The organism is Methyloversatilis sp., assembly GCF_965284615.1.
Lineage (GTDB): Bacteria > Pseudomonadota > Gammaproteobacteria > Burkholderiales > Rhodocyclaceae > Methyloversatilis.
Window position 1 is genome coordinate 2097715 of the sequence record NZ_OZ260098.1, and the last position, 13126, is coordinate 2110840.

The window sequence follows — 13126 nt, forward strand, 5'->3', positions numbered from 1 at the left end:
CGGCATGTGACACGACTTTTTCCAGGAGAGCGAGCCAGATGGCCAATACAGCCAGCAAGACCAGACCGAAGCACCTCCAGCTGACGGCGATACGCCTGCCGTTGCCGGGTATCGTGTCCATCCTCCACCGCATCAGCGGTGCCGGCCTTTTCCTCTGTCTGCCGCTGCTGCTGTGGCTGTTTGACGCCAGCCTGGGTTCGCCGGATACCTTCGAATCGTTCAGCGCGGTGGTCGGTCACCCGCTGGCCAAGCTTCTGCTGCTCGGCCTGATGTGGGCCTACCTGCATCACTTCTGTGCCGGCGTCCGCTTCCTGCTGCTGGACATGCACAAGGGCCTCGAACTCGCCACCGCGCGCAAGAGTTCGGTCGCCGTGCTGGTGGTCAGCCTGACGCTTACCGTGATTCTGGGGGTGAAACTGTGGTGAATCGTGTCGTTGTCGGTGCCCACTACGGGCTGAAGGACTGGCTGGGCCAGCGCATCACGGCGGTGGTGATGGCGGTCTACACGCTCATCTTCGCGGTCGGCGTGCTGTCGATGGGCGAATTGAACTACGAGAACTGGCACGGTCTGTTCGCAGGTGGGTTCATGCGCTTCGCGACCTTCCTGTTCTTCGCGTCGCTGATGTACCACGCCTGGGTTGGCGTGCGCGACATCTACATGGACTACATCAAGCCCACCGGCGTGCGTGTCGTGCTGCACGCGGTGACCTTGCTTGCCCTGATCGGTTATCTGGGCTGGGCAGCCCAAGTTCTCTGGAGACTGTAAGTGAGCGTACCTGTCCGCAAGTTTGATGCAGTCATCGTCGGCGCCGGTGGCGCCGGTCTGCGTGCCGCCATCCAGCTGTCAGAAGCCGGCCTGCGCACCGCAGTGATTTCCAAGGTGTTCCCGACCCGCTCGCACACCGTTGCGGCGCAGGGCGGCGTGGCCGCCTCGCTTGGCAACTCCGAGGAGGACCACTGGCACTGGCACATGTACGACACGGTCAAGGGTTCCGATTGGCTCGGCGACCAGGACGCGATCGAATTCATGTGCCGCAAGGCCAATGAGGTGGTGATCGAGCTCGAACACTACGGCATGCCCTTCGACCGCCTCGACAGCGGCAAGATCTATCAGCGCCCGTTCGGCGGCCACATGTCGAACTTCGGCGAGAAGCCGGTCCGTCGCTCCTGTGCCGCCGCCGACCGTACCGGTCACGCGATGCTGCACGCGATGTACCAGCGCAACGTCAAGGCCAATACTCAGTTCTTCATTGAATGGATGGCGCTGGACCTGATCCGCGACGAAGAGGGCGACGTGGTCGGCGTGACCGCGATGGAAATGGAAACGGGCGAAGTGTTCGTGTTCCACGCCAAGGCCGTGCTGTTCGCAACCGGCGGCGCCGGCCGCATCTATTACAGCTCGACCAACGCCTTCATCAACACCGGTGACGGTGTGGGCATGGCGGCGCGTGCCGGCATTCCGCTGGAAGACATGGAGTTCTGGCAGTTCCACCCGACCGGCGTCGCCGGTGCCGGCGTGCTGATCACCGAAGGCGTGCGCGGCGAAGGCGGCATTCTGCGCAATGCCTCGGGCGAGCGTTTCATGGAACGCTACGCGCCGAACGCCAAGGATCTGGCGTCGCGTGACGTGGTGTCGCGCGCCATGGTGACCGAGATCAACGAAGGTCGCGGCTGCGGTCCGAACAAGGACCACGTGATGCTGGACATCACCCACCTCGACCCGGCGACCATCATGAAGCGCCTGCCGGGCATCCGCGAGATCGGCATCCAGTTCGCCGGTGTCAACGCGATCAAGGAACCGCTGCCGGTGGTGCCGACCTGCCATTACCAGATGGGCGGCATCCCGACCAATTACAACGGTGAAGTCGTGGTGCCGAAGGACGGCAACCCGAGCACGCCGGTGCCCGGTTTCTACGCCGCCGGCGAATGTGCCTGTGCATCCGTGCATGGCGCCAACCGCCTGGGCACCAACTCGCTGCTCGACCTGCTGGTGTTCGGCAAGTCGGCCGGCGAGTCGATGGTCGAGTACATCAAGGCGCAGCCGGCCGCGCACAAGCCGCTGCCGGCCAACGCGGCCGACTACTCGCTGTCGCGCATCAACCGTCTCGACACGCAGACCGATGGCACGGCTGTCGGTGCCACCCGTCTGGCCATGCAGCGCACGATGCAGGCGCACTGCGGCGTGTTCCGCTTCAAGGACATGCTTGCCGAAGGCGTGAGCAAGATTCTCGACATCGAGAAGATGGTTGCCGCAACCGAGATCAAGGACAAGTCCAAGGTGTTCAACACCGCCCGCCTGGAGGCGCTGGAACTGGACAACCTGATCGAAGTGGCCAAGGCGACCATCGTGTCGGCCAATGCGCGCACCGAGTCGCGTGGCGCTCACGTGCGCGACGACGCGACCGACACCCCCGAACGTCCGGACGGCCGTGACGATGTGAACTGGCTCAAGCACACGCTGTGGCATCGCGAGGGCAACAAGCTCGAGTACAAGCCGGTGAACATGAAGCCGCTCACGGTTAACACCATCGCGCTGAAGAAGCGCGCCTACTGAGGATCACAGCATGACTGCCCGTACTGTCGAATTCAGTATCTACCGCTTCGACCCGGACCGCGACGAAAAGCCCTACATGCAGTCGATTTCCATCGATCTCGACGGCACCGAACGCAAGCTGCTCGACGCCCTGGTCAAGCTGAAGGACAAGGACGACTCGCTGTCCTTCCGCCGTTCCTGCCGCGAGGGCGTGTGCGGTTCGGACGCGATGAACATCAATGGCAAGAACGGTCTGGCCTGTCTGACCGACATGAAGGACCTGCAGTCGCCGGTGGTGTTGCGTCCGCTGCCCGGCCTGCCGGTCGTGCGCGACCTCATTGTCAACATGACGCAGTTCTTCAAGCAGTACCACTCGATCAAGCCTTACCTGATCAACGACGAACATCCGCCCGAGCGCGAGCGTCTGCAGTCGCCGGAAGACCGCGAGGAACTGAACGGCCTGTACGAGTGCATTCTCTGTGCCTGCTGCTCGACCTCCTGCCCGTCGTTCTGGTGGAACCCGGACAAGTTCGTCGGCCCGGCCGGTCTGCTGGCCGCCTACCGTTTCATCGCCGATACGCGTGATCAGGCCACCAGCGAGCGTCTGGACAACCTGGAAGATCCGTATCGCCTGTTCCGCTGCCACACCATCATGAACTGCGTCGATGTGTGCCCGAAGGGTCTGAACCCGACGCGCGCCATCGGCAAGATCAAGGACATGATGGTCCGCAGGGCAGTCTGATCATGGACGACGCGGCCAACGACCCGCAGGTCAATATGGGGCGTCTGCGCTGGCATTGCCGGCGCGGGCTGCTCGAGCTCGACCTGGTCCTGCAGCGCGTCGTCGAGGGAGGGTTGCTGGAGGAGTTGAGTGAACAACAGAGGGCAGAGCTGTTCGAACTGCTCCATTACGACGACATCACCTTGTTGGCGATTGTCAGCGGGCGCGAAGAATGTGAGGAGCCGCGCCTGAAGGGGATGGTCGATCTGCTGCGCGCAGTCTGACGCGCACTGGTTTCGGCCCGGGCATTTTTGAGGAAGTGAAGAGGTTAGACATGTCAAATCAACGCACCGCAACGCTGACCATTGATGGGCAGACCACCGAGTTCCCGATCATGGGTGGCACGGTCGGCCCCGAAGTGGTTGATATCCGTTCCATGTATGGCAAGACCGGCATGTTCACGTATGACACCGGTTACCTCTCCACCGCCAGCTGCAAGTCGTCGATCACCTACATCGATGGCGACAAGGGCGAGCTGTGGTATCGCGGTTACCCGATCGAGCAACTCGCCGAGCACTGCGACTTCCTCGATGTGTGCTACCTGCTGAAGAACAGCGAACTGCCGACCGCAGCCGAAAAGACCGAGTACGTCAGCCAGATCAAGCGCCACACGCTGGTGCACGAGCAGCTGGCCCGCTTCTACGCGGGTTTCCGTCGTGACGCTCACCCGATGGCCATCATGGCCGGCGTGGTCGGCGCGCTGTCCGCCTTCTATCACGACGGCATGGACATTTCGGACCAGGCTCATCGCGACATCTCGATCAATCGCCTGATCGCCAAGATGCCGACCATCACGGCCATGGCCTACAAGTACTCGATCGGCCAGCCCTTCATGTACCCGCGCAATGACCTGAGCTATGCCGGCAACTTCATGTACATGATGTTCGGCACGCCGTGCGAGGAGTACAAGCCGAACCCGGTGCTGGAAAAGGCGCTCGACCGCATCCTGACGCTGCACGCCGACCACGAACAGAACGCCTCGACCTCGACCGTCCGTCTGGCCGGTTCGTCGGGCGCCAACCCGTACGCCGTCATCGCCGCGGGCATCGCCTGCCTGTGGGGTCCGGCGCACGGTGGCGCGAACGAGGCCTGCCTGCAGATGCTGGAAGAGATCGGTGACGTGTCGCGCGTGCCCGAGTACATCAAGCGCGCCAAGGACAAGAACGACAGCTTCAAGCTGATGGGCTTCGGTCATCGCGTCTACAAGAACTTCGATCCGCGCGCCAAGCTGATGCGCCAGACCTGCTACGAAGTGCTGACCGAACTGGGCCTGGAGAACGACCGCCTGTTCAAGCTGGCGATGGAACTGGAGCGCATCGCGCTGGAAGACGAGTACTTCATCGAGAAGAAGCTCTACCCCAACGTCAACTTCTATTCCGGCATCGTGCAGAAGGCGCTCGGCATCCCGACCTCGATGTTCACCTGCATTTTCGCACTGGCGCGTACCATCGGCTGGATCACGCAGTGGAACGAAATGATCACCGATTCCGAGTACAAGATCGGCCGTCCGCGCCAGCTCTACATCGGCCCGAACCGCCGTGACGTGAAGCCCGTCGAACAGCGCTGATTCACCGCAGCAGAAAGCCCCGCGGCCTGGCGGACGCCGCGGGGTAAATAATCAATACCGCATGCAGCAGGCCTTCTCGAATTTCCGCGAGACGGAAGGGGGCGCGGCACGACTGGCGCCACGTTCCCCGACCGCGCGGAAAGACGCGACAACAAACCCGGGCATCCCCGGGCGGAGGAGCGAGTCATGATGCACATGTTGAGCCATTCCTACCTCTTCGGGGGCAATGCGCCCTTCGTCGAGGAACTGTACGAGTCCTACCTCGCCAACCCCGGTTCAGTGCCGGACGCCTGGCGTACCTATTTCGAATCCCTCCAGCATCTGCCCGGCGCCGCCAGTGACGTGGCGCACGCCCCGGTCGTCGCTTCGTTCGCCGAACTGGCCAAGCGCGGCCCGGTCCGCATCGCCGCAGCCAGCGGCGACGACAAGCGTCAGGTCGGCGTGCTGCAGATGATCAATGCCTACCGCTTTCTCGGTAACCGCTGGGCCCAGCTCGATCCGCTCAAGCGCGCCGAGCGCCCCGACATTTCCGAACTCGAGCCGTCGCACTACGGATTCACTGAAGCCGACCTGAACGACAGTTTCAGCACCGGCTCCTTCCGCTTCCCGCCCGAAGATCGCGCCAGCCTGCGCGAAATCCTCGAAGCGGTCCGCCAGGTGTATTGCGGCAGCATCGGCGCCGAATACATGTACATGGCCGACATCGCCCAGAAGCGCTGGATCCAGTCGCGTCTGGAGCCGATGCGCGGCAACTACGGCTACAGCGCCGACGACCGCAAGCGCTTCCTCGAGCGCACCACCGCGGCGGAAACGCTTGAGCGTTACCTGCATACCAAGTACGTCGGCCAGAAGCGCTTCTCGCTCGAAGGTGGCGAATCGACCATCGTCGCGATGGACGAACTGGTGCGTGTGGCCGCCGGCCAGGGCGCACAGGAAATCGTCATCGGCATGGCCCACCGCGGTCGCCTGAACGTGCTGGTGAACACGCTGGGCAAGGCGCCCTCGATGCTGTTCTCCGAGTTCGAAGGTAAGGCGGCATCCGACCTGTCGGCCGGCGACGTGAAGTACCACATGGGCTTCTCGTCCGACGTGAGCACGCCGGCCGGTCCGGTGCACCTGACCCTGGCCTTCAACCCCTCGCACCTGGAAATCGTGAACCCGGTGGTGGTCGGTTCGGTGTACGCACGCCAGCGCCGCCGCGGCGACAAGACCGGCACCCAGGTCGTACCGGTCATCCTGCACGGCGACGCGGCCGTCGCCGGTCAGGGCGTGAACCAGGAAATGCTGAACTTCTCGCAGACGCGCGGTTACGGCGTCGGCGGCACCGTTCACATCATCGTGAACAACCAGATCGGCTTCACCACCTCCGATCCGCGCGACTACCGCTCTTCGCTGTACTGCACCGACATCTTCAAGATGGTCGAAGCGCCGATCTTCCACGTGAATGGCGACGACCCGGAAGCGGTCGCCTTCGTCACGCGGATGGCGATGGAATTCCGCGCCGAATTCAAGAAGGACGTGGTGATCGACATCATCTGCTACCGCAAGCTCGGCCATAACGAGCAGGACGAGCCGATGGTGACGCAGCCGCTGATGTACAAGAAGATCGCCGCCCACCCGGGCACGCGTAAGCTGTACGCCGACCGCCTGATCTCGGCCGGCATCATCGACGAGGCCGCTCCCGAGCGGATGATCGCCGACTACCGCGCGGCACTGGACGAGGGTCGTCTGGCCAGCAACCCGGTACTCACCAACCACCAGCGGCGCTTCGCGGTGGACTGGACGCCCTTCCTGAAGCAGCCCTATACCGACGACTGCGACACTCGCGTGCCGCGCGAGGAACTGGCGCGTCTGGGCGAGCGCCTCACGACGCTTCCGGAAGGATTCTCGCTGCACTCGCGCGTGCAGAAGATCATCGACGACCGGCGCGGCATGGCTGCCGGCACGCAACCGGTCGACTGGGGCATGGGTGAGAACCTGGCCTACGCGACGCTGCTGGTCGAAGGTTACGGCGTGCGCGTGTCCGGCGAGGACTGCGGCCGCGGCACCTTCTTCCACCGCCACGCAGTGCTGCACGACCAGAAGCGCGAGAAGTGGGACAGCGGCAACTACATGCCGCTGCAGCATCTGCAGGACAACCAGGCGCCGTGCGTCGTGATCGACTCGGTGCTGTCGGAAGAAGCTGTGCTGGCCTTCGAGTACGGCTACGCGACCACCGAGCCGAACGAGCTGGTGGTGTGGGAGGCGCAGTTTGGCGATTTCGCCAACGGCGCCCAGGTCGTGTTCGACCAGTTCATCGCGTCCGGCGAAGCCAAATGGGGTCGCCTGTGCGGCCTCACCATGATGCTGCCGCACGGCTACGAAGGGCAGGGCCCGGAGCACTCGTCGGCGCGCATCGAGCGCTACATGCAGCTGTCGGCCGAGAACAACTGGCAGGTCACGATTCCGACCACGCCGGCGCAGGTGTTCCACCTGCTGCGCCGTCAGATGCTGCGCAAGGTGCGCAAGCCGCTGGTCATCATCACGCCGAAGTCGCTGCTGCGTCACAAGGACGCCGTGTCCTCGCTGGACGAACTGTCCGACGGACGCTTCCAGCCGGTGATCCCGGAAATCGACACGCTGCAGGAGAAGGACGTCGAGCGCGTCATTCTGTGCAGCGGCAAGATCTACTACGAGTTGCTGGCTCATCGCCGTGCTCAGGACATCAAGAACGTTGCCATCCTGCGTCTCGAACAGGCCTACCCCTTCCCCGGGGCGGAGCTGTCGGCGCAACTGGTGCGTTATCCGAATGCCAAGGGCGTGACCTGGGTACAGGAAGAGCCGCGCAACCAGGGTATGTGGTACTGGCTGATCTCGCGTGCCTTCCTCGGCAAGGCACTGGGCGATCTGAAACTGGAACTGGTGTCGCGTCCGGCCTCGGCGTCGCCGGCGGTCGGCTACGCCGCCAAGCATCTGGCGCAACAGAAGGCGGTCATCGAAGCAGCGTTCGAAGGAGTGGGGCGCTGAGGCGCCTCCGACAGGGAGAAAGAATCAAATGCTTATCGAAGTGAAGGTTCCCCAGCTGTCCGAATCGGTGGCCGAAGCCACGCTCGTGCGCTGGCACAAGAAGGTCGGCGAGGCGGTGTCGCGCGATGAAAACCTGATCGACATCGAGACCGACAAGGTCGTGCTCGAAACGCCCGCGCCGGATGCCGGCGTACTGGTGGCGATCATCAAGCAGGACGGTGCTTCGGTCACCAGCGGCGAGCTGATCGCCCAGATCGACACCGACGCCAAGGCTTCGGCGGCCGTCCCGGCCGCTGCGCCTGCTGCCACACCGGCTGCAGCGCCGGCCGCCGTCGCCGCCGCGACCACGTCGGCTGCGGCCTCCGGCCCGGCCAGCCCGGCTGCGCGCAAGATCATGGACGAACGCGGCCTGTCGGCTGGCGACGTGCAGGGTACCGGCCGTGGTGGTCGCATCACCAAGCCGGATGCTGCGGGCGCACCGCAACCGGCAGCGCCTGCCCCGGCAGTGCCGTCGGCCGCCGTCGCGCGTCCGGCACCGACCGCCGCCCAGTCTGCCGCCGCAGCGCCCGCGCTGCCGCAGCCGCCGGTGCCGGTCCGTCTCGAAGAGCTGCTGGCCGATCGCCCGCAGCAGCGCGTACCGATGTCGCGCCTGCGTGCCCGCGTCGCCGAGCGCCTGCTGCAGTCGCAGGCGCAGAACGCCATCCTGACCACGTTCAATGAAGTGAACATGGGCCCGCTGATGGAGCTGCGCAAGAAGTACGCCGAGAAGTTCGAGAAGACGCACGGCGTCAAGCTCGGCTTCATGTCCTTCTTCGTCAAGGCGGCCCTGCAGGCGCTGCGCAAGTTCCCGGTGCTGAACGCCTCGGTGGACGGTAACGACATCGTCTATCACGGCTTCTTCGACATCGGCATCGCTGTCGGCAGCCCGCGCGGTCTGGTGGTGCCCATCCTGCGTGACGCCGACCAGATGAGCTTTGCCGACATCGAGCAGAAGATCGCCGAGTTCGGCCAGAAGGCCAAGGACGGCAAGTTGTCGATCGAGGAACTGACCGGCGGTACGTTCTCGATCTCCAACGGCGGCGTGTTCGGTTCGATGCTGTTGACGCCCATCATCAACCCGCCGCAGTCGGCCATCCTCGGCATCCACGCGACCAAGGACCGTCCGGTCGTCGAGAACGGCCAGATCGTGATCCGCCCGATCAACTATCTGGCGATGTCCTACGACCACCGCATCATCGACGGCCGCGAAGCGGTGCTCGGCCTGGTGACCATGAAGGAGGCGCTGGAAGATCCGGCCCGCCTGCTGTTCGACGTATAAACCCTCTCATTGCATGTTCACGTCTGCGCGCCGCCCGGAGAGAGGGCCGGGTGGCGCGCCGGACCAAGACTGCTTCTTTTTCCGGAGCAATTAAGATGTCCAAGGAATTTGATGTCGTTGTGATCGGTGCCGGCCCCGGCGGCTATGTCGCCGCCATCCGCGCCGCCCAGCTGGGCCTGAGCGCGGCCTGCATCGAGTACAACAGCTACGCCGACCCGAAGGGCGAAGTGCGCCTCGGCGGCACCTGCCTCAACGTGGGCTGCATCCCGTCCAAGGCGCTGCTGCAGTCGTCCGAACTGTTCGAGCAGGCCAACCACAGCTTCGTCATGCACGGCATTTCGGTCGAGTCGCCGAAGATGGACGTGTCGGTGATGATGAAGCGCAAGGACAACATCGTCGGCCAGCTCACCACCGGCATCCGCGGCCTGTTCAAGAAGAACAACGTGACGCTGCTGTCCGGTCTGGGCAGCTTCGCCGGCCGCGAGAACGAGAAGTGGAAGGTTGCGGTCACCCGTAACGGCGCCACCGAACACGTGCTGGCCAAGCACGTGATCATCGCCACCGGTTCGCGTGCCCGTCATCTGCCGGGCATCGAGGTTGACAACAAGGTGATCTGCGACAACGAGGGCGCGCTCGCCTTCGACGGCGCGCCGAAGAAGCTGGGCGTGATCGGCGCCGGCGTGATCGGGCTGGAACTGGGCAGCGTGTGGAAGCGCCTGGGCGCAGAGGTGACCATCCTCGAGGCGGCACCGGAATTCCTGTCGGCCGCCGATGCGGCGATCACCAAGGAAGCCTGGAAGACCTTCACCGCCAAACAGAAGCTGGGTATCAAGCTCGGGGCCAAGATCGGCAAGGTCGAACGCACCGATGCCGGCGTGCGCGTCGAGTACGAGCACAAGGACGAGCAGCACGTGCTCGAGTGCGAGCGCCTCATCGTGTCGGTCGGCCGGGTGCCCAATACCGATGGTCTGGGCGGCGAGTCGGTCGGCCTGAAGATCAGCGAGCGCGGTTTCATCGAAGTCGATGCGCAGGGCCGTACCAATCTGGCCAATGTGTGGGCGGTCGGCGACGTCGTGCCGGGCCCGATGCTGGCGCACAAGGGCATGGAAGAGGGCGTCATGGTGGCCGAGTGCATCGCCGGTCAACACGGACACGTCAATCACGACACCGTGCCCTGGGTCATCTACACCCACCCGGAAATCGCCTGGGTCGGCAAGACCGAGGCCCAGCTCAAGGCCGAAGGCATCGAGTACAAGGCTGGCCAGATCCCGTTCGCGGCCAACGGTCGCGCACTCGGCCAGGGTGACACCACCGGTTTCGTGCGCATGTATGCCTGCGCCAAGACCGACCGCATCCTCGGCGTGCACGTGATCGGCAACAACGCATCGGAGCTGATCGCCGAGGCGGTGGTGGCGATGGAATTCGGCGCCTGCTCGGAAGACATCGCGCGCATCTGCCACGCGCACCCGACGCTGTCGGAAGTGATGCACGAAGCCGCGCTGGCCTGCGACAAGCGTCCGCTGCACTTCTGACCGGGACCCGCGCAACATGCCTCCGCACAAGATACTGAACGTTCCCGAGCGGGGCATGCTGGACACCTTCGAGGCCCAGCTCAAGGTGCGCGGTTATAACGCCGACGCGTCGCAGCGCGCTGCCGCCGAGCGGCTGCAGAAGCTGTACGGCGAGCTGCTCGATTTCAAGGCGGCCCGCCGCACCCAGCTGCGCAAGCTGCTGTCGCGCGCGCAGCCCCCGCGCGGTGTCTGGTTCTGGGGCGGCGTAGGGCGCGGCAAGAGCTTCCTGATGGACTGCTTCTACGACGCCGTGCCCTATCGTCGTAAGAAGCGCGTGCATTTCCACGCCTTCATGCAGCAGATCCACGAAGCGCTGAAGAAGCACAAGAACGAAGCCGATCCGCTGGCGCAGGTGGCCGACGACATCGCCCGGGCGACCCGCCTGTTGTGTTTCGATGAGTTCCACGTATCCGACATCGCCGACGCGATGATCCTCGGCCGTCTGGTCAACGCGCTGTTCGAGCGCGGCGTCGTGTTCGTCGCGACCTCCAACTATCCGCCGGACGGGCTCTACCCGAACGGCCTGCAGCGGCAGAACTTCCTGCCCACGATCGAGCTGCTGAAGAAGCGGCTCGAAGTGTTCGAACTCGACGCCGGCATCGACTACCGCCTGCGCTCGCTCGAACGGATGGACATTTTCATGGTGCCGGGCGGCCAGGACGCCGACGCCAAACTGGCCGACGACTTCCGCCAGATCTGCGGCGAACCCTGCCCACCGGGCCCGCTGGAGATCCTCGGTCGCACGCTGAAGACGCGCGACCGCTCGCTCGGCGCGGCCTGGTTCGACTTCGATGAAATCTGCGGTGGTCCGCGCTCGCAGAACGATTACCTCGAACTGGCGCGCCGCTATCACTCCATATTGATATCCAACGTGCCGAAGATGGGGCGCGACCAGGCCAACGAAGCGCGCCGCTTCACCTGGCTGGTGGACGTGCTGTACGACTTCCGCGTCAAGCTCATCCTGTCGGCCGAAGTCGAGGCGCAAGATCTCTACACCGACGGCCCGCACGCCAACGAGTTCACCCGCACGGTGAGCCGCCTGATCGAAATGCGCACGCGCGAGTACCTGGCGTCGGCGCACCGCGTCGATTTCGCCGGCAGCATGTTGACGGTCGCCGCCTGATCGGGCACCTTTCTCGAACCGCGGACGCAGCGTGTGTGCGGACGCCGTCTCCCGCACACACGCTGCAGTCGGGGTCAGAAGACCCCTCCCACAGAATCCCTGTCCAGGCTCAAGCCGCAGGCCTTGCTCAGCCCTTGTAGGAGCGGTCTTCTGACCGCGACAGGGCCTGCGATCAAATACCGTCCCTCGCCAGAGCGCGGCGGTCGCGCCCGGGACACTGCTCCGGCAGGGTGCCGCGGTCCCCGCCTTGTCCTCAAGACCGGACCTTTCCCCGCCGTCGGGCGTCTACACTCGCGTAAAGCCCACTTGTCGCAGGTGCCCGATGCCCATTTCCGCCATGTTCCGTCCGCTGTGCCGACGACTGCTGCTGCTCTGCCTGCTGTGGCCGCTCGCTGCGGCAGCCCAGGTCAAGCTCGACATCATTCCGCTGAAGCACCGCACGCCTGACCAGGTGCTGCCCGCGCTGCGCCCGCTGGTCGGCGACGACGCCGCACTGTCGGGCGCCAACAACCGCATCTTCATCCGCGCCGACGCGGCCACCCGCGCGGCGGTGAAGCAGGCGATCGACGCACTCGATACGCCGCTGCGCAGCCTGATGATTTCGGTGCGCCAGGACAACGATGACTCGATCGGACGTGACGGCGTGGCCGTGTCAGGCGACATCCGTGCCGGCAACGCGGGCGTCCGCGTGCCGGATGGCGGCCGCGAAGGTGCGGTGATCGAAGGACGCAGCGGTGACAGCCGTGTACAGACGCGGGTGTGGTCTACCCGCGGCGACGCGGCAGACCGTCTGTCGCAGCGCGTGCAGGTGGTCGAGGGCGGTGCCGCCTTCATCCAGGCGGGCAGCTCGACGCCCATTCCCTTCACCCAGATGGTGGTCGGGCCACGCGGCGCGGTGGTCAGTCAGGGCACGCAGTACCGCGACATTTCGAGCGGCTTCTACGCGATGCCGCGCGTCAATGGCGAGCAGGTGACACTGGACATTTCTCCGCAGAAGGAGTCGCTGTCCGACACCCAGTACGGCGAGGTGCGCTCGGCGCGGCTGGTCAGTACGCTGCGCGGCCGGCTTGGCGAGTGGATGGAACTGGGTTCGTCCGGCCACGACGAACAGGTGAGCCAGCGTGGAGTGATCCGCTACGGTACCCGCGACGCGCAGTCGCAGCGGCGGGTCTGGGTGAAGGTCGATGTCGTGCAATGACCTTCATGAATTTCCCTAGCCGCGCTTCA

11 protein-coding genes are annotated in these 13126 nt (G+C 64.7%); all 11 read left to right on the plus strand.

Going from position 1 to position 13126, the window contains the following annotated elements:
• The first annotated feature begins 38 nt into the window (after positions 1-38).
• The 11 genes from sdhC (at position 39) to ACQ66H_RS10115 (ending at position 13097) form a co-directional block, all read left to right on the plus strand.
• Entirely contained in the window at positions 39-425 is a 387-nt protein-coding gene (sdhC, locus tag ACQ66H_RS10065; RefSeq protein WP_019918356.1) for a succinate dehydrogenase, cytochrome b556 subunit, read from the plus strand.
• Positions 419-766: a succinate dehydrogenase, hydrophobic membrane anchor protein gene (gene sdhD / locus ACQ66H_RS10070; protein ID WP_019918355.1), complete on the plus strand. Its 348-nt coding sequence runs from the start codon at positions 419-421 to the stop codon at positions 764-766. The genes sdhC and sdhD overlap by 7 nt, the downstream gene beginning before the upstream one ends.
• The gene (sdhA, locus tag ACQ66H_RS10075) at positions 767-2554 is read left to right on the plus strand and encodes a succinate dehydrogenase flavoprotein subunit (RefSeq protein WP_430433907.1); all 1788 of its coding nucleotides are present in this window, start codon (positions 767-769) and stop codon (positions 2552-2554) included.
• A 10-nt stretch (positions 2555-2564) separates the two neighbouring features.
• Positions 2565-3275 carry a succinate dehydrogenase iron-sulfur subunit gene (locus ACQ66H_RS10080; protein ID WP_430433908.1) on the plus strand — a complete coding sequence of 237 codons (711 nt, stop codon included), beginning with the start codon at positions 2565-2567 and terminating at the stop codon, positions 3273-3275.
• Between the two features lie 2 nt (positions 3276-3277).
• A complete protein-coding gene (locus ACQ66H_RS10085) occupies positions 3278-3538 on the plus strand; it encodes a succinate dehydrogenase assembly factor 2 (RefSeq protein ID WP_304003566.1) in 261 nt (86 codons plus the stop codon).
• Between the two features lie 50 nt (positions 3539-3588).
• Positions 3589-4881, plus strand: a complete 1293-nt coding sequence (gene gltA / locus ACQ66H_RS10090; RefSeq protein ID WP_430433909.1) for a citrate synthase — start codon at positions 3589-3591, stop codon at positions 4879-4881.
• A gap of 186 nt (positions 4882-5067) precedes the next feature.
• Entirely contained in the window at positions 5068-7887 is a 2820-nt protein-coding gene (locus tag ACQ66H_RS10095; protein ID WP_430433910.1) for a 2-oxoglutarate dehydrogenase E1 component, read from the plus strand.
• 28 nt (positions 7888-7915) lie between these two features.
• Entirely contained in the window at positions 7916-9205 is a 1290-nt protein-coding gene (gene odhB, locus ACQ66H_RS10100; protein WP_430433911.1) for a 2-oxoglutarate dehydrogenase complex dihydrolipoyllysine-residue succinyltransferase, read from the plus strand.
• A 95-nt stretch (positions 9206-9300) separates the two neighbouring features.
• Positions 9301-10737 carry a dihydrolipoyl dehydrogenase gene (gene lpdA, locus ACQ66H_RS10105; RefSeq protein WP_020164571.1) on the plus strand — a complete coding sequence of 479 codons (1437 nt, stop codon included), beginning with the start codon at positions 9301-9303 and terminating at the stop codon, positions 10735-10737.
• A gap of 16 nt (positions 10738-10753) precedes the next feature.
• Positions 10754-11899: a cell division protein ZapE gene (zapE, locus tag ACQ66H_RS10110; protein ID WP_430433912.1), complete on the plus strand. Its 1146-nt coding sequence runs from the start codon at positions 10754-10756 to the stop codon at positions 11897-11899.
• A gap of 322 nt (positions 11900-12221) precedes the next feature.
• Positions 12222-13097 carry a hypothetical protein gene (locus tag ACQ66H_RS10115; RefSeq protein WP_430433913.1) on the plus strand — a complete coding sequence of 292 codons (876 nt, stop codon included), beginning with the start codon at positions 12222-12224 and terminating at the stop codon, positions 13095-13097.
• The last annotated feature ends 29 nt before the right edge of the window (positions 13098-13126 follow it).

Excerpts from the sequence above, each read along its gene's own strand:
- sdhC (WP_019918356.1), top strand. The coding sequence starts at position 39 with ATGGCCAATACAGCCAGCAAGACCAGACCGAAGCACCTCCAGCTGACG.
- ACQ66H_RS10080 (WP_430433908.1), top strand. The coding sequence starts at position 2,565 with ATGACTGCCCGTACTGTCGAATTCAGTATCTACCGCTTCGACCCGGAC.
- ACQ66H_RS10085 (WP_304003566.1), top strand. The coding sequence starts at position 3,278 with ATGGACGACGCGGCCAACGACCCGCAGGTCAATATGGGGCGTCTGCGC.
- gltA (WP_430433909.1), top strand. The coding sequence starts at position 3,589 with ATGTCAAATCAACGCACCGCAACGCTGACCATTGATGGGCAGACCACC.
- ACQ66H_RS10095 (WP_430433910.1), top strand. The coding sequence starts at position 5,068 with ATGATGCACATGTTGAGCCATTCCTACCTCTTCGGGGGCAATGCGCCC.
- odhB (WP_430433911.1), top strand. The coding sequence starts at position 7,916 with ATGCTTATCGAAGTGAAGGTTCCCCAGCTGTCCGAATCGGTGGCCGAA.
- lpdA (WP_020164571.1), top strand. The coding sequence starts at position 9,301 with ATGTCCAAGGAATTTGATGTCGTTGTGATCGGTGCCGGCCCCGGCGGC.
- zapE (WP_430433912.1), top strand. The coding sequence starts at position 10,754 with ATGCCTCCGCACAAGATACTGAACGTTCCCGAGCGGGGCATGCTGGAC.
- ACQ66H_RS10115 (WP_430433913.1), top strand. The coding sequence starts at position 12,222 with ATGCCCATTTCCGCCATGTTCCGTCCGCTGTGCCGACGACTGCTGCTG.